Origin of the sequence: Anoxybacillus sp. ST4, from assembly GCF_019448545.1 — a bacterium.
Classification (GTDB): Bacteria; Bacillota; Bacilli; order Bacillales; family Anoxybacillaceae; genus Anoxybacillus; species Anoxybacillus pushchinoensis.
The window spans coordinates 16,689-32,912 of sequence record NZ_JAHZOE010000025.1; the positions used below are offsets into that span (position 1 = coordinate 16,689).

Here is a 16,224-nt window from a genome sequence, read left to right on the forward strand (position 1 = left end):
CTTTTATTTTTTCGATTTCCCGTATGTGTCAATACTTAATTTGACATGGATACGTTGTAACGTATTTTTTGTAAGGGGGACTACTCCGTTTGTCGTGTATTTCCGCCAATCATTCACGTTTTGGCGATACAAGGCGTTCGATAACTGAAGCGTATCGACTCCTTCTTTTACCCCGAGTTCGAATAACGATTGCACTTCCTTTTCTACCGTTTTTGCTGCGTATGCAATGATTTGTTTTTCGGATATGTCTTCGCGTAGCTCGATGATGCTGCCCGTTGCTTGTATATTAACGGTAAAAACAGGTCGGCCACCTTTCACTTTATACGATATGCTCGCTTTCGGTTCGCGCACAACGAGCGTGCCGATCATTTTTCCGTCTGGTTGAATGTAAATGGGCGTTCTTCCCGTTCCTTTTGTAACCCAGCGCAATCCGTCTAATTTATCGCGAGGCATGCATGCTTGCTTATTGTAGCGATGTAAAAAACAAACGCCGTCGATTTTTAGCATCGGCTTCTTTTTTTTATTTTCCGTCCAGCTTTTTCCCTCCACTGCAAGGGATGGTAGAGGAAAGATGACCGCTTTTTCATTTGAAGAGGCAATAAGTTGATTTAGCCGCTTCGGTTGAATGAATGAACTTTGTTCATAAATATCCGTCGGGTTCGCCAGTAACGAAAAATACGGCGAATAATCTAAAAATGGCGTTGTTTCAAATAGCTGTTCAATCGATTCTTTCGTTGTAAATGCCCAAATGGTATGGCGAATTTCATTGTAACGGTCAAGCACATCAATGACGTCACGCACAAGTCCTTTTTTGAGCGCCCGTTCCGTAAAAACAATCCCTTTAATATGTCCCCACGATACGCCTTGTTGAATGGCGTGATACAACCGATCTGTCGCGACATTAAACGTTTCTCCTTTTGCCTTTCCGATCGTAACGGTCGATTTTTCTCGGCCACCTCCCGCTTCGACTTTTGCGAGCCCTGAAAAACTAATGAGCTGAGCGTATGCGATCACTTGATCGTCTTCATAATCTACACCTATTGCATGAATGTAAGCGAGATGGTCAATTTCTTTCATCCCCCAACAGCCTGTTAAAAACAAACAACAAAAACAGCAAATGAACAGCCGACTCATGATTCATCACCCGGCGTATTATCGTTCGTTTTCAACATTTTTGGGCGCATTTTAAACTTTTTCCATCCGCTCGTAATAATGACTTTCCATATATCTCCTGTTGTCGGGGAAAGCGGCGCTAAATATGGGACGCCAAACGATGTCAAGTTCGCCGTATAAATAACTAGAAAAAACAAGGACGCAATAAAGCCGAACAATCCGAGCATTGACGAGGCAGCAAGGACGATAAAGCGCAAAATGGACACCGTCCCAGCAAGCGATTGGTTGACGAGCGTAAACGTCGCAATCACTGACGTTGCAATAACGACAAGCGTTCCTGGTGCGGCTAATCCAGCGTTAATGGCCGCCTGTCCGATAATTAACCCGCCAACGACAGATAACGTTTGCCCGATCGCAATCGGCAGCCGCATCCCCGCTTCCTTGAAAATTTCAAACAAGCTGATCATAATAAATGCTTCTAACGGAGCGGGGAGAGGAACCCCTTGCCGTGAGAGGACGATTGTTGCCAATAGTGTAAACGGCAGTTGGTCTTGATGATATGTAACAATGGCTACCCAAAGCCCCGGCAAAAAGACAGCTACGCTGACACCGATAAGCCGAATGATGCGTTGAAACGTAACAAATACGAACGATGTACTATTGTCTTCTGAAGTATTTAACAAAAATGTTAAATTTGCTGGTCCGATCAATGCTGTCGGTGAGCCATCAACAAAAACAACAAACCTTCCGCTTAACAGCGCGTTCACGACAAAATCAGGACGACCAGAGTATGCGAAGACGGGAAATAAAGAGATGTATTTTTCGCTTAACAATTCTTCTAATTGATTCGTCCCAGTTAAGGCGTCGATGTTGATGGTACTTAACCGTCGCTTGAGCTCATCAATTGTTTCTTGATTTATAATGTCTTTTATATATAAAAGATCGACTTTCGTTCGGCTTCGTTTGCCGATTAATACTTGTTCGACGTGTAAACTGCTCGTTTTTAGCCGCTTGCGCACGAGCGCTACGTTTTTAGCTACTTCTTCAATAAAGCCGTCTTTCGGTCCGCGAATCGACACTTCTGTGTTTGGCTCTTCGGGGTTGCGGTTTGGTGGATTCGCGAGCGAAATGGAATACATCGCCCCAGCTTCGACGAAGTAAATGATTAAATCTCCGTTAAAAATGATAAAATCAAGCTGTTGGGCAGAGACGGATTTCCCGACTAAGTGAAGCGGGATTTGTTTATATTTTTCAATATCTGTAACGGAATAGAGCGGATATTGTTGCCCCATGCGCGTAATGGTCGGGAAAATAAATTCTTTGAGTAGCTTCGTATCACATAATTCTTCACAATAGACGAAAATGAGTGAAAGCGGTTTTCGTTCGTCCGAATAGATGGTAGCTGGCATAAGTACGACATCTTTACATTGTGCAAAATGTTCTTTTAATGTTCGTTCATCGACAATGATTTCAGCGGTCATGCGGACGCTCTCCTTTCTTTTATACGTATCGCCAACGCTAGGACGAACAAGACAGTAGAAAGAAAGCAAATGAATAGAAACGAAATCGGTAGCACCCATTTTTTTAACATATAAAAAAATGTATAATCGCTCATTGGTGTCATAGCAGCGAAGAACAAGACGACGTATACGAATAGTAATATCCAGCGGCGCGATGATTTATTTGTAATGTCAAATAACTCCGGGATAAGCGCTGTTGCGAGCGAAATGCGGATGAAAGCGCCCGCGAGCCATTGGTAAACAGATAAAAAATCAAAATGCTCTAAATATGTTCCTAAGTTCACCATGCGCCATTGTTCGAATGCGGGATAACGGAGATGGCTTGCTTCTGCAGGACCAAATTCTGTAATGGCCCCAATCGTTGGCCCAATTGATAAACTAGCGGCGACAAGCCCGAACAAAATGAGTTTCATAAAAGAAATATTTGTTTTCATTTGTTGTTGCATAAACAGGAGAAGAACAATTTCCCCGTATCCGGCAGCAACGTACATGACCCCTTTCCAAACAGGTCCCCATCCTTCTTCGAGCATCGGTTTTAACAATTCATAGTTTTTATGTGGCGTAGTTGCGAGAGCAACGAATATGCCAAATACGACGACAAAAGGTAAAATGATGCCGGATGTTTTCGCGATGGATGGCAAGCCGATGGAGGCGTTATAAAAACAAATGATACAAAGTGTGACGATGATCGCCCAGTTCGGTGTTGCTGTTAAATATGATGTCGTCGTAAACGTTGTCGTATCTTTTAACGTGACGATACTAATAACAAGTAAATATATGCATGTAATCGACGCGATCAAATAAGCGATCGGAGCCCCGATATGTTGTTTTAGCCATTGGAAGACGTGCGTCTGTTGCGACTGTTTAATAGGAAAATAGACGAGAGGAAGAAACATAACGAGCAATATAAGTCCGATTACGGTAGAAATCCATGCATCGCGTCCAGCAACTTCGAGCAAAACAGGAATGATGATAACGTGATTCATTAGTCCGATAGATAGCATTAAAACGAATAACATTTGTATTGTGTTCATATTCACACACCTTTTTTCCAATTGTATTTTTATCGTTTCCAAACAGGGAAATAATATGCATTGTCACCATCTAGGCTCGTTTCGCCATATAAATAAAAAAGTAGTTGTGCTACAATAAATGAAGTGACATGAACAGTTGAGGAGGAACGAACATGACGACCACGTTAGGTGTATTATACGGCGGCAAGTCGCCTGAACATAAAGTATCGCTGCAAACAGCGCGCTCTGTGATTAATGCAGTCAATAAAGAGAAGTTTACCGTTGTACCGATTTATATTACAACGGACGGACAGTGGTGGCGTGGCAAGGCGATTGAAGGAGAAGTGCAAGATGTGAAGCAACTCGTTTTCGATAATGGGCTGCCAGCGCTTACTTCCATTGCTAACCGCGAAGGAAATAAAGAAGAACGAATCGATGTCATTTTCCCGCTTTTGCACGGCCCGAACGGAGAGGACGGAACGGTGCAAGGAATGTTAGAACTGTTGGACGTACCATACGTTGGGAACGGTGTGTTAGCATCGGCTGTCGGTATGGATAAAGTCGTCATGAAGCAATTGTTTGCACAAGCAGGGTTGAAACAAGCGCGTTACGTATTTTTCTTAAAAAAAGAATGGGAAAAACATAAAGAAACTGTATATGAAACGGTAGAACATGAGCTTGGCTACCCGTGCTTTGTTAAGCCAGCCAATGCTGGTTCGAGCGTAGGAATAAGTAAATGTAAAAACCGTGAGCAGCTACAAGTGGCATTCCAAGAGGCGTTTCGTTACGATCGAAAAGTCATTGTAGAAGAGGCGATTGTCGGTCGTGAAGTGGAGATTGGGGTGATCGGTAACGACGAGCCGATTTGTTCCGTCGTTGGGGAAATCGTCCCGAAAAAAGAGTTTTACGATTACGAAGCGAAATATGTCGATGGGAACACACAATTAGTCATCCCAGCTGATATTACGGACAAAGAATACGAGACCATTAAACAAATGGCTCTTACTGCTTTTCAAACGCTCGATTTATCCGGTTTAGTTCGCGCCGACTTTTTCTTGACGGCAGATGGGGAGGCGTATATTAACGAAGTCAATACGATGCCGGGCTTTACGCCATTCAGCATGTTCCCGCTTTTATGGAAACATACGGGCGTATCGTATGAGGAGTTAATTGAACGTCTCATTCAACTAGCGATTGAGCGATATGAAGAAAAGCAAAATATTACGTATGTATTTTAAGGTGATAATATGATTACACGTTCATTAGCTGACATTCAAACAATGATTCCAGGCAGTACGATTGATGAGCGTTTTTCTGCCGTTGTCATTCATGGTGTATCAACAGATACGCGCACGATCGCGCAAGGAAATATATACGTTCCGCTAAAAGGAGCGACATTTAACGGCCATCAATTCGTCATGCAGGCGTTTGACAAAGGGGCAGCAGCCGCATTATGGAGCAAACATGAGCCAAATGCACCGAAAGATGTCCCGCTCATTTTTGTTGATGATACGCTCGTTGCCCTCCAACAGTTAGCTCATGCGTATCGCAAACAACTTCGGACGCGCGTCATTGGCGTGACAGGAAGCAACGGAAAAACGACGACGAAAGATATGATTGCATCGCTGCTTGGAACTGTATATCGCGTACAAAAAACAGAAGGAAATTTAAACAATCATATCGGTGTGCCACTGACCCTTCTTCGCTTAAAAGAGGACACAGAGTATGCTGTTGTCGAGATGGGCATGAGCGGTTTTGGAGAAATCGAGCTCCTTTCTACTCTTGCGGAACCAGATGTTGCGGTCATTACAAATATAGGAGAATCGCATTTACAAGAGCTCGGTTCGCGCGAAGGAATCGCAACAGCGAAGCTTGAAATCATCAAAGGACTACAACGAGGAGGTTTATTTGTTTATCACGGCGACGAACCGCTGTTGCAAACGCGTGTTCAACAGTGTATGCTTTCGCATGTCGAAACGTTTGGAATGGCAAAGACAAACGATTATTATCCGCTTGACATTCGTGTTCAGGCGGATGGTACGTCATTTACAGTCAATCGTTGGCCAGATGAAATGTTCCATATGCCGCTTCTTGGGCGTCACCACGTGATGAATGCCCTTGCAGCCATTGCTGTGGCCCGTCTTGCTTCTATCGATGTAGCGCATATGAAGGAAGGATTTTCGCGCTTGACCGTAACAAAAATGCGAACAGAAGTAATCAAGCGAGATGATGGGGTAACAATTATTAATGATGCATATAACGCAAGTCCGACATCTATGCGTGCTGCCCTTGAGCTGCTCGGCCAGCTGACAGGATATCGCAAAAAAATAGCGATTGTCGGCGATATGCTTGAACTAGGTGACCAAGAAATCGCTTTTCACGAACAAATTGGCGAAATGGTCGACCCACAAAAAATAGATTACGTATTAACGTACGGAGAGCGTGCTAAAGCGATCGCTGAACAGGCAAGCAAACGGTTTAGCGAAGGACATGTTCGCTCGTATACAGATAAGGCGAAATTAGCCGCAGATGTACAAGCGATGATGGGAGCAGGCGATGTTATTTTATTAAAAGCATCGCGTGGCATGAAGCTAGAGGAAATCATTTCTTTGCTAAATGAGTAAAAAGAGTTGTTCAATTTGTTGAAAACATATGCATAAAATGGTATGATGAACGAGAGCTGTTTACGGAATGAATTTGAACAAGGCACTTCCGTCTATACGGGAATGCCTTTTTTCGTAAGTTATTTGAAGAAGGAGTATGAAAACATTGGCTACATTTAAAGAATTTGGATTAAGTCCAGAAGTGATGAAAGCAGTTAGTAAAATGGGATTTGAAGAGGCGACGCCAATTCAAGCGGCGACGATTCCGCTTAGTTTACAAAATCGTGATGTCATCGGGCAAGCGCAAACAGGGACTGGAAAAACGGCAGCGTTCGGTATTCCACTTGTGGAAAAAATTGATATGAACCATGATGCTGTGCAAGCGATTATTGTTGCACCGACGCGGGAATTAGCTATTCAAGTATCCGAGGAGCTATATAAAATTGGCTCAACGAAGCGTGTGCGTGTCTTGCCGATTTATGGGGGGCAAGATATTGAGCGGCAAATTCGAGCATTAAAGAAACACCCACATATTATTGTCGGCACGCCAGGACGCATTATTGATCATATTCAACGTCGTACGCTCCGTTTACAGAACGTGCATACCGTCGTGTTAGATGAAGCGGATGAAATGTTGAACATGGGGTTTGTTGAAGATATTGAAGCGATTTTAAGTCATGTGCCAACTGAACGACAGACGCTTCTTTTTTCAGCGACGATGCCAGAGCCAATTCGCCGCATTGCTGAGCGCTTTATGAACAATCCGGAGCTTGTTCGTGTAAAAGCAAAAGAAATGACCGTTCCGAACATTCAACAATACTATATCGAAATTCAAGAGAAGAAAAAGTTTGATACGTTAACGCGTTTACTAGATATTCAATCGCCGGAGCTAGCGATCGTTTTCGGAAGAACGAAGCGTCGTGTCGACGAACTAGCGGAAGCACTCAACTTGCGCGGTTATACAGCAGAAGGTATTCACGGTGATTTAAGCCAAGCGAAACGTTTATCTGTCTTGCGCAAATTTAAAGAAGGTTCGATTGATATTTTAGTTGCGACTGACGTTGCTGCCCGCGGCTTAGACATTTCTGGCGTAACGCATGTTTATAACTTCGATATTCCGCAAGATCCAGAAAGCTACGTTCACCGTATCGGTCGAACAGGACGTGCGGGCAAAACAGGAATGGCGATTACGTTTGTTACACCGCGTGAAATTGGGCAGTTGCAACATATTGAAAAGACGACAAAGCGGAAAATGGAACGGATGAAGCCGCCGACGTTAGATGAGGCGCTAGAAGGTCAACAGCGGGCGGCTGTGGAAAAATTGCTTGCTACCATTGAGCATAATAACTTATCATTTTACAAACGCGCTGCTGAGGAATTGTTAGAAGAGCACGACTCTGTTTCGCTCGTTGCTGCGTGTATTAAAATGTTAACGAAAGAGCCGGATATGACGCCGGTACAGTTGACGGAAGAGCCTCCGATTATGAAAAAAGAGAAAAAGCGGCAAGTCCAAACGCGCCAACGTCGTAGTGAGACGCGTGGACGCGGAGCGAAAACACGTACAAAACGATAGGAGCTGTCTGAACAGATAGCTTCTTTTTGTTTATTGGAGGGGTATAGATGATTGTTGGGATTGGCATCGATATTGTAGAGTTGAGTCGTATCGCTCATTTGTTAGAAAGGCAACCGAAATTTATTGAACGCGTGTTAACAGAAAATGAACGAATGCGTTTTTTCGAATTGTCGTCAAAACGAAAAATTGAGTTTGTTGCAGGTCGATTTGCTGCAAAAGAGGCGTATGCGAAAGCGTTAGGGACGGGAATTGGCGCACATGTGTCGTTTAGTGATGTTGAGGTGAAAAACGATGAGTGCGGCAAACCGTACATCGATTCCGTATTAGCCGATCAGCGCGTGCACGTTTCTATTTCCCACAGCGCCCACTATGCTGTGGCTCAAGTAATTATTGAACGCTTGTCAAGCTAGTCTGCATATTCTCTCCGTTGACCTCATATGATGGCTTATGAAAGAAGTCCAAATGAGGTAAAGGGGTTGAAAAAATGAGACGAACGTTGCTTTTTTGGTGCCTGCTTATTTTTATTTTAGGCAGTTTGGCGGCTTGCGGGGAGAAATCCCAACAAGATGTGTTAAAAGCGCTCGATGAAAAAGTTAAAACGATGTCCGGGTACAAGGCAGAAGCAAAAATGACGCTTCAAACGGGAATGGAGCCGCAAGTGTATGAAATTGAAATTTGGCATAAGTCGCCAAGCTACTATCGTGTGAATTTGAAAAACGCTCAGCGTGACCAACATCAAATGATTTTGCGTAACGACGAAGGAGTATTTGTATTAACGCCTGCGTTAAATAAAAGTTTTCGCTTTCAAAGCGACTGGCCGCAAAACACAAGTCAAGTATACTTGTATGAATCGCTCGTAAAAGACATTTTAGCTGATTCGAAAGCAGATTTTAAAGCGACAAAAAACCATTACGTGTTCCAAACGAAGACAAATTACGAAAACAAAAAAATGTTGCCAAAACAAGAGATTACATTAAACAAAAAAGATTTAACGCCAGTCAAAGTGACAGTGATGGATATTGACTCGCAACCGATGTTAACGGTCGAGTTTTCGAAAGTAGAATGGAACGCAGCATTTGACGATAATGCTTTTGACGTAAGTAAAAACATGACGAGAGCAAAGTTAGAAAACGAACAAGAAGTAACAAAAGAAGCGAATCAACAAGTAGTGCCAGTCATGTATCCGACATATGAGCTCGATGGGGTGAAACTTGTCGAAGAAAAAGAATTTACAACAGCGAACGGCAAGCGAATTGTCATGACATTTGCCGGAGAAAAGTCGTTTACGCTTGTACAAGAAAAAGCGCATGCTGTACCAACAGCGAACGTATCGACAACCGTTAAAGGGGAGCCAATTGATTTAGGATTTGCGGTTGGAGCAATGACAAGCGGAACGTTAACATGGACGTATAAAGGTGTTGATTTTATTCTTGCTTCACAAGACTTAACGAGAGATGAAATGGTTGCGATTGCTCGTTCCGTACAAGGAAAGATGATGAAGTAAGACTCGCATGGCGGGTCTTTATTTTTTTATTGACATCCTATCAAGAGAAAAGAAATAATCAAACGTGAACATATTTTTGAAGGGGTATGAAGGATGGAAAGAGCTTTTTATCGCGATACATGGGCAGAAATTGATTTAGATGCCATTTTTTATAATGTACAGTCCATGAAGGAGCATGTCGGTTCGCATGTTGATGTGATAGCTGTTGTGAAAGCGAATGCTTATGGGCACGGGGATATACAAGTGGCGAAAACGGCGCTTGAAGCGGGGGCGACAAGATTAGCAGTTGCTTTTTTAGATGAAGCGTTGGCACTGCGTAAAAAAGGAATTCCTTTAGACGTCCCGATTCTCGTGCTTGGGGCGACGAACCCTCAATACGCTCCGCTTGCCGCAAAGGAAAATATTTCATTAACCGTATATCAATCTCAATGGGTTGAGGAAGCGCTAACTTATGCATATGAGCGGCCGCTTATGATTCATATCAAATTTGATACAGGGATGGGGCGGCTAGGTGTTAAAACGAAGGAAGAAATAGAGCGGATCGTTGCGCTTATGTCGCAACAAACGGATTTCGTACTTGAAGGAGTGTATACGCATTTTGCAACGGCGGATGAACGAAAGAGCGATTATTTTGAGTTTCAATATGATGCGTTTATGCGCATGTTAAAATGGTTGCCTGTCGCTCCACCCGTCATTCATTGCGCTAATAGCGCGGCCGGATTGCGTTATCCGGATCGCGTGTTTAATGCCGTCCGTTTAGGCATTTCGATGTATGGACTGTCGCCGTCACAAGAAATGAAACCGTTGCTACCGTATCCTTTAAAAGAAGCGTTCTCGCTCCATAGTCGCTTAACACATGTCAAAAAAGTGAAACGAGGGGAAAAAATAAGCTACGGGGCGACATATGAGGCGGAAACAGACGAGTGGATTGGTACGGTTCCGATCGGTTATGCGGATGGTTGGTTGCGTCGGATGCAGCATTTTCCTGTTCTTGTGGATGGAAAGCGTGCCCCAATTGTTGGTCGAGTTTGTATGGATCAAACGATGATTCGCTTGCCTTATGAGCTTCCAATTGGCACAAAGGTCACTCTCATTGGTGAACAACAAGGCGATCGCATTTCGATTGATGATGTTGCAGCCCATTTGAATACGATCAATTATGAAATCCCTTGTACAATTAGTTATCGTGTTCCCCGTATTTTTTTAAAAAACAAGAGTATAATTGAAGTGAGAAATGCGGTATTATAGTAGATGGGTGCAAGGAGAACGGTATTTTTCGAAAAATTTCTACAAAATTTGAACGAATGATGCTGGAAATGACTTTGCATCGCGAAGAGGAAATGGTATGATGTAAATTGGGAGCAACTATGTAGTTGTAGTTTAGTTGGAGGTGTGTGTTTGTGTCTGAATCCAGCTCAACAACAGAAATTGTTATTCGGTTACCACAGGCGTTAGTGAATGAATTAGATGGAATTGTCAAGCAAGAAAACGGCAGCCGAAATGAACTCATTTATCAAGCGATGAAAATGTATATTCGCGAGCGGAAAAAGCGTCAAATTCGAGAAGCGATGAGACGCGGGTATATGGAGATGGCGAAAATCAACTTGTCGCTTGCATCGGAGGCGTTTCTGGCGGAATATGAAGCTGACCACACCGTTGAACGCTTAGTTAGCGGGGGGTAATCTTTTGATTGTCAAACGTGGTGACGTGTATTTTGCCGATCTTTCTCCAGTAGTTGGATCAGAGCAAGGGGGCGTGCGCCCTGTGCTTGTTATTCAAAATGATATCGGGAACCGTTTCAGTCCCACCGTCATTGTTGCTGCCATTACTGCGCAAATTCAGAAAGCCAAGTTGCCTACACATGTTGAAATCGATGCAAAGCGCTACGGATTTGAGCGGGACTCTGTCATTTTGCTTGAACAAATTCGGACGATTGATAAACAACGTCTGACAGATAAGATTACCCATTTAGATGACGAGATGATGGATAAGGTTGACGAAGCGTTGCAAATTAGCCTCGGTCTTATTGATTTTTAATATGATGGAAAATAGCTACGTTCTGTAGCTATTTTTGTTTAAGAGGAGGAATTTTGCTTGGATCTACTAAACAAGCTGGCCGCGAAATTAAACATTTCGCTTGTACATATTCAACATGTCATTCAACTTCATGAAGAAGGAAATACGATTCCTTTTATTGCTCGTTATCGAAAAGAAATGACCGGTGCGCTTGATGAAGTGCAAATTCGAACGATTTTAGACGAATGGAACTATTTGCAAAATTTAACAAAAAGAAAAGAAGAAGTCATTCGTTTGATTGATGAGCAAGGGAAGTTGACGGATGATTTAAAGGAAGCGATTTTAAGCGCAACAAAATTGCAAGAAGTGGAGGATTTATATCGCCCGTATAAACAAAAACGGCGAACGAAAGCAACAATTGCAAAGGAAAAAGGGTTAGAACCGTTTGCAGAATGGTTATTAACGTTTCCAAATGAGACGGTGACAAATCGGGCAGAAGAGTTTATTGATGAACAAAAAGAAGTGTATACGATCGAAGAAGTGATTCAAGGTGCCAAAGATATTATTGCTGAAAAAGTGTCAGATGACGCTACAATCCGTCAATGGATCCGTCAACAAACTTGGCAAACGGGCACAATTGTTTCGGTTGGAAAAGAGATAGAAAAAGATGAAAAACGTGTATTTGAAATGTACTACGATCATCGCGAATCGATTGCCAAAGCACCGGCGCATCGTGTGTTGGCGATGAACCGCGGTGAAAAAGAAGGAATTTTACGCATTGCAATTGATGTAGAAGCTGAACGAATCATTACATACATTCGTAAACAAGTTATACGAAATGAGCGCTCATCAGCGGCCGACATTGTTGCTGAAGCGATTGAAGATGCATATAAACGTTTAATTGCTCCGTCTATTGAGCGAGAGGTACGAAACGAGTTGACAGAACATGCGGAAGAACGAGCGATTCACATTTTCGCTGAAAACTTACGCAACTTGCTGTTGCAACCACCTTTAAAAGGAAAGGTCGTTTTAGGGATCGACCCAGCATATCGTACAGGATGTAAGTTAGCCGTTGTCGATGAAACGGGAAAAGTGCTTCATATTGATGTCATTTATCCACATCCACCGAAAAATGAGGTGGAGAAAGCGAAAGAAAAATTAAAGCAACTACTTCATACGTATCAAGTGGAGTTAATTGCCATTGGAAATGGAACGGCATCGCGAGAGACAGAACAGTTTGTAGCCGATACAATTTCTGAATGGGAAGGAAACGTTTTTTATTTAATTGTAAATGAAGCGGGGGCGAGTGTATATTCTGCTTCTGATTTGGCGCGTCAAGAGTTCCCGCATTTGCAAGTAGAAGAGAGAAGTGCTGTATCCATCGCTCGTCGCGTGCAAGATCCGTTAGCTGAATTAGTAAAAATTGATCCGAAATCGGTTGGGGTTGGGCAATATCAGCATGATGTATCACAAAAAAAACTAGAACAGTCGTTACGGTTTGTTGTGGAAACGGTTGTGAACCAAGTTGGAGTAAACGTCAACACCGCTTCTTCGACATTGTTGCAATATGTATCTGGTTTAACGAAGACAGTAGCCGAAAATATTGTAAAATACCGTGAAGAACACGGGAAGTTTACAAATCGTATGCAACTGAAAAATATTCCGAGATTAGGGGCAAAGACGTACGAGCAATGTATTGGATTTTTACGCATTTTAGATGGTGATGAACCTCTAGACCGCACACCAATCCATCCAGAACGTTATGAAGAAGTGTATCAATTGTTACGTCGCCTCGGTTTTTCGACAGAAGCGATCGGTAGTGAGCAGTTGCGTGTTGCACTTGAAGGGATAGATATAGAAGAAACAGCACAAGAACTGAACATAGGGGGATTGACGCTTCAAGATATTATCGATGCTCTTAAGCGTCCAGAGCGCGATCCGCGCGATGATTTGCCAAAGCCTATTTTAAAGCAACATGTGTTGAAGATGGAGGACTTGAAAAAAGGTATGGAATTAGAAGGGACGGTACGAAACGTTGTCGATTTCGGCGTATTTGTAGATATTGGTGTGAAACAAGATGGGCTTGTTCATATTTCAAAACTAAGCAATCGATATGTGAAACATCCACTTGATGTTGTGTCAGTCGGCGATATTGTGAAAGTATGGGTTGATTCGGTCGATTTACAAAAAGAGCGCATCGCTTTAACGATGATTCCACCAACATCGGAAAACACACTGTTATGAGCAGTGTGTTTTCCGGTAAAAAAACCAACATTGATTGAGAAGTTTAATTTGAGCGCGATTTTTCTCATAATATGCACGGCGCATTTGGTTTCTTAGCCACATCGGCATGATGATCACCTTCAAATCGTTTTTTATTATGTTATGAGTAAAAGAGCCCAATGGTGAAAGGACGGAGGTAAAATGGATGAGCGCGAGTTGCAGGCGCTTGTTGAGCGTGTGTCGTTACAAGTGTTTCATAAGCCGTTTCGACATCGAGCGATATTTAACGATCGGTTAAAGACGACAGGTGGGAGGTATTTACTTTCTACACATAACATTGAACTGAATCGAAAATATTACGAACAATATGGGGAAGAAGAACTCATCCAAGTAATTAAGCACGAATTATGCCACTATCATTTACACCTAGAAGGAAAAGGTTATCGGCATCGTGATCGTGATTTTCGGGAATTGTTACAAAAAGTACGAGCCCCACGCTTTTGCAAACCTGTTGTATTAGCAAAGACGGGAAAGAAAAGGTATTATGAATGCACATCATGCCATTATGTATATGTGCGAAAAAAAGCGATGGATACGAATCGATATGTATGTGGACGCTGTCGAGGAAAATTAAAAAAAATAAAAAGAGAGTGTTGACAAGCCAAATCTGTATGTGCTAAATTATAAAAGCCGTCGTCATTCGATGAGAAAAAACGAGTGAAAAAAAGACGGTTGACAAACATAAAAAGAATAAATATAATATAAGCAGTCCTAATGAATAAGTTATTCCGCAGTAGCTCAGTGACGAGCAATGCTTCTTTGGTTAAGTTGCGAGTTGCTTCGACGCATCCATCATCATTGAGTATACTAGTAGAGGAAGAGGCAGTAAAGTTAAACTATAATATTGGTTAGGTAGTATGAATCACCTTTATTATTATTCCGCAGTAGCTCAGTGGTAGAGCACTCGGCTGTTAACCGAGCGGTCGTAGGTTCGAATCCTACCTGCGGAGCCATTGGAGAAGTACCCAAGTGGCTGAAGGGGACGGTTTGCTAAACCGTTAGGTCGTTCTTTTACGGCGCGCGGGTTCAAATCCCGCCTTCTCCGCCAGGAAGACAATGAATATGGCCCGTTGGTCAAGTGGTTAAGACACCGCCCTTTCACGGCGGTAACACGGGTTCGAATCCCGTACGGGTCATCCTTTGGAGTGCTCATTTTGTTCACTCCATTTTATTTCGGAGGATTAGCTCAGCTGGGAGAGCACTTGCCTTACAAGCAAGGGGTCGGCGGTTCGATCCCGTCATCCTCCACTCTTTTTGGTCCCGTGGTGTAGTGGTTAACATGCCTGCCTGTCACGCAGGAGATCGCGGGTTCGATCCCCGTCGGGACCGCCATTGTTTTGAAAATATTATATCAATGTCGGATAATTTCCCGAATTTCCTGACAGAAATTCTTGAAATTATCCTGCGGTGTTAACTCATGAAGCATATTCGTAGAAGTATTTCATGAAGTTATATCAATGGGCTATAGCCAAGCGGTAAGGCAACGGACTTTGACTCCGTGATGCGCTGGTTCGAATCCAGCTAGCCCAGCCATTGATGTAATGAGCAATTTTAGTTCAGTAGGTAGAGCACGATCGATTTAGCGTCTTTGAATAAGCAACAGCGTACCGCTCGAGCTTCTTCTTGATTAGTCATACTGAGAGCGGGACGTTGAAAAATGCTTGAGATTCGCTTTATGAAATGAGCCATTAGCTCAGTAGGTAGAGCATCTGACTTTTAATCAGAGGGTCGGAGGTTCGAGTCCTCCATGGCTCACCATGTATGCGGGTGTGGCGGAATTGGCAGACGCACCAGACTTAGGATCTGGCGCCTTTGGCGTGGGGGTTCAAGTCCCTCCACCCGCACCAGTCGGTCGGTTTTCTAACAATATGCGGTCGTGGCGGAATGGCAGACGCGCTAGGTTGAGGGCCTAGTGGGGGCAACCCCGTGGAGGTTCAAGTCCTCTCGGCCGCATCTAAAAAACTTGACTTTGATTGGTGAAATATGATATATTGGGAAGGTCGTTAAAAACGCGCCCGTAGCTCAATTGGATAGAGCATCTGACTACGGATCAGAAGGTTAGGGGTTCGAATCCTCTCGGGCGCGCCATGTTGAACGGGAAGTAGCTCAGCTTGGTAGAGCACATGGTTTGGGACCATGGGGTCGCAGGTTCGAATCCTGTCTTCCCGACCATCTCACTAGCGAATATGCGGGTGTAGTTTAGTGGTAAAACCTCAGCCACGAGCGACGCTTCGTCGAGTGATCTACGAGTTGCCTCGACGCATCCATCATCTTTGGATGTGCTCGTAGAGGAAGAGGCATGATTGAGCGAGATGAGTGTTGTTGGTTATTATAAAATTTAACGTGCGGGTGTAGTTTAGTGGTAAAACCTCAGCCTTCCAAGCTGATGTCGTGGGTTCGATTCCCATCACCCGCTTTGATGTTCCTTGAAAACTGAACGAAGCGAAAAGCGTACAGAAGCTAAGGATAACTTTTCTATGGAGAGTTTGATCCTGGCTCAGGACGAACGCTGGCGGCGTGCCTAATACATGCAAGTCGAGCGGACGATTCAAAAGCTTGCTTTTGGATCGTTAGCGGCGGACGGGTGAGTAACACGTGG

At 43.4% G+C, this 16,224-nt stretch carries 14 protein-coding genes, 12 tRNA genes and 1 rRNA gene; 23 read left to right on the top strand and 4 right to left on the bottom strand.

What is annotated here, in order from left to right; translation table 11 throughout:
• Positions 1–3: 3 nt before the first annotated feature.
• Genes K1I44_RS12440 through K1I44_RS12450 form a run of 3 tightly spaced genes read right to left on the bottom strand, consistent with a single transcriptional unit; the run spans position 4 to position 3,667 of the window.
• The gene (locus K1I44_RS12440) at positions 4–1,134 is read right to left on the bottom strand and encodes a Ger(x)C family spore germination protein (protein WP_219986325.1); all 1,131 of its coding nucleotides are present in this window, start codon (positions 1,132–1,134) and stop codon (positions 4–6) included.
• The gene (locus K1I44_RS12445; protein WP_219986326.1) at positions 1,131–2,594 is read right to left on the bottom strand and encodes a spore germination protein; all 1,464 of its coding nucleotides are present in this window, start codon (positions 2,592–2,594) and stop codon (positions 1,131–1,133) included. Before K1I44_RS12445 ends, K1I44_RS12440 begins: the two co-directional genes overlap by 4 nt.
• On the bottom strand, positions 2,591–3,667 hold the full coding sequence (locus tag K1I44_RS12450) for a GerAB/ArcD/ProY family transporter (RefSeq protein ID WP_219986327.1): 1,077 nt from the start codon (positions 3,665–3,667) through the stop codon (positions 2,591–2,593). Before K1I44_RS12450 ends, K1I44_RS12445 begins: the two co-directional genes overlap by 4 nt.
• A 152-nt stretch (positions 3,668–3,819) precedes the next feature.
• On the opposite strand from K1I44_RS12450, the gene K1I44_RS12455 reads away from it, so the two are divergent.
• The 9 genes from K1I44_RS12455 (at position 3,820) to K1I44_RS12495 (ending at position 13,586) form a co-directional block, all read left to right on the top strand.
• On the top strand, positions 3,820–4,884 hold the full coding sequence (locus K1I44_RS12455) for a D-alanine--D-alanine ligase (RefSeq protein WP_219986328.1): 1,065 nt from the start codon (positions 3,820–3,822) through the stop codon (positions 4,882–4,884).
• 9 nt (positions 4,885–4,893) lie between these two features.
• Positions 4,894–6,270, top strand: coding sequence for a UDP-N-acetylmuramoyl-tripeptide--D-alanyl-D-alanine ligase (locus tag K1I44_RS12460; protein ID WP_219986329.1), 1,377 nt, complete (start codon positions 4,894–4,896; stop codon positions 6,268–6,270).
• A gap of 145 nt (positions 6,271–6,415) precedes the next feature.
• Positions 6,416–7,822 (top strand): degradosome RNA helicase CshA, encoded by a 1,407-nt coding sequence (cshA, locus tag K1I44_RS12465; protein WP_255573416.1) that lies wholly within the window; start codon positions 6,416–6,418, stop codon positions 7,820–7,822.
• Between the two features lie 47 nt (positions 7,823–7,869).
• Entirely contained in the window at positions 7,870–8,232 is a 363-nt protein-coding gene (gene acpS, locus K1I44_RS12470; RefSeq protein ID WP_219986331.1) for a holo-ACP synthase, read from the top strand.
• A 74-nt stretch (positions 8,233–8,306) separates the two neighbouring features.
• Positions 8,307–9,326 carry a LolA family protein gene (locus K1I44_RS12475; RefSeq protein ID WP_219986332.1) on the top strand — a complete coding sequence of 340 codons (1,020 nt, stop codon included), beginning with the start codon at positions 8,307–8,309 and terminating at the stop codon, positions 9,324–9,326.
• Positions 9,327–9,419: 93 nt separating this feature from the next.
• The gene (gene alr, locus K1I44_RS12480; protein WP_219986333.1) at positions 9,420–10,574 is read left to right on the top strand and encodes an alanine racemase; all 1,155 of its coding nucleotides are present in this window, start codon (positions 9,420–9,422) and stop codon (positions 10,572–10,574) included.
• A 152-nt stretch (positions 10,575–10,726) separates the two neighbouring features.
• Entirely contained in the window at positions 10,727–11,008 is a 282-nt protein-coding gene (locus K1I44_RS12485) for a CopG family ribbon-helix-helix protein (protein ID WP_219986334.1), read from the top strand.
• A 4-nt stretch (positions 11,009–11,012) separates the two neighbouring features.
• Positions 11,013–11,363, top strand: a complete 351-nt coding sequence (ndoA, locus tag K1I44_RS12490) for a type II toxin-antitoxin system endoribonuclease NdoA (protein ID WP_003253417.1) — start codon at positions 11,013–11,015, stop codon at positions 11,361–11,363.
• A 57-nt stretch (positions 11,364–11,420) separates the two neighbouring features.
• Positions 11,421–13,586 (top strand): Tex family protein, encoded by a 2,166-nt coding sequence (locus tag K1I44_RS12495; RefSeq protein WP_219986335.1) that lies wholly within the window; start codon positions 11,421–11,423, stop codon positions 13,584–13,586.
• Here K1I44_RS12495 and cmpA read toward each other — a convergent pair.
• Positions 13,581–13,694, bottom strand: coding sequence for a cortex morphogenetic protein CmpA (cmpA, locus tag K1I44_RS12500; RefSeq protein ID WP_085789152.1), 114 nt, complete (start codon positions 13,692–13,694; stop codon positions 13,581–13,583). The two genes, K1I44_RS12495 and cmpA, sit on opposite strands and share 6 nt — an antisense overlap.
• Before the next feature lie 72 nt (positions 13,695–13,766).
• Between cmpA and K1I44_RS12505 the strand changes: the two genes are divergently transcribed.
• The 14 genes from K1I44_RS12505 to K1I44_RS12570 all read left to right on the top strand — a co-directional run.
• Positions 13,767–14,222 (top strand): SprT family protein, encoded by a 456-nt coding sequence (locus K1I44_RS12505; protein ID WP_219986336.1) that lies wholly within the window; start codon positions 13,767–13,769, stop codon positions 14,220–14,222.
• Positions 14,223–14,503: 281 nt separating this feature from the next.
• Positions 14,504–14,578: transfer RNA gene (locus K1I44_RS12510), tRNA-Asn, on the top strand.
• Positions 14,579–14,580: 2 nt separating this feature from the next.
• Positions 14,581–14,673, top strand: a tRNA-Ser gene (locus K1I44_RS12515).
• Positions 14,674–14,689: 16 nt separating this feature from the next.
• A tRNA-Glu gene (locus K1I44_RS12520) sits at positions 14,690–14,761 on the top strand.
• A 39-nt stretch (positions 14,762–14,800) separates the two neighbouring features.
• Positions 14,801–14,873: transfer RNA gene (locus K1I44_RS12525), tRNA-Val, on the top strand.
• 8 nt (positions 14,874–14,881) lie between these two features.
• Positions 14,882–14,957, top strand: a tRNA-Asp gene (locus K1I44_RS12530).
• Between the two features lie 126 nt (positions 14,958–15,083).
• A tRNA-Gln gene (locus K1I44_RS12535) sits at positions 15,084–15,158 on the top strand.
• Positions 15,159–15,307: 149 nt separating this feature from the next.
• A tRNA-Lys gene (locus K1I44_RS12540) sits at positions 15,308–15,383 on the top strand.
• A 5-nt stretch (positions 15,384–15,388) separates the two neighbouring features.
• Positions 15,389–15,472: transfer RNA gene (locus K1I44_RS12545), tRNA-Leu, on the top strand.
• Positions 15,473–15,495: 23 nt separating this feature from the next.
• Positions 15,496–15,578, top strand: a tRNA-Leu gene (locus tag K1I44_RS12550).
• A gap of 58 nt (positions 15,579–15,636) precedes the next feature.
• Positions 15,637–15,713 (top strand) — tRNA-Arg (locus K1I44_RS12555).
• Positions 15,714–15,720: 7 nt separating this feature from the next.
• Positions 15,721–15,797 (top strand) — tRNA-Pro (locus K1I44_RS12560).
• A 173-nt stretch (positions 15,798–15,970) separates the two neighbouring features.
• Positions 15,971–16,041: transfer RNA gene (locus tag K1I44_RS12565), tRNA-Gly, on the top strand.
• A 58-nt stretch (positions 16,042–16,099) separates the two neighbouring features.
• Positions 16,100–16,224: ribosomal RNA gene (locus K1I44_RS12570) — 16S ribosomal RNA — on the top strand; the annotation flags it as partial.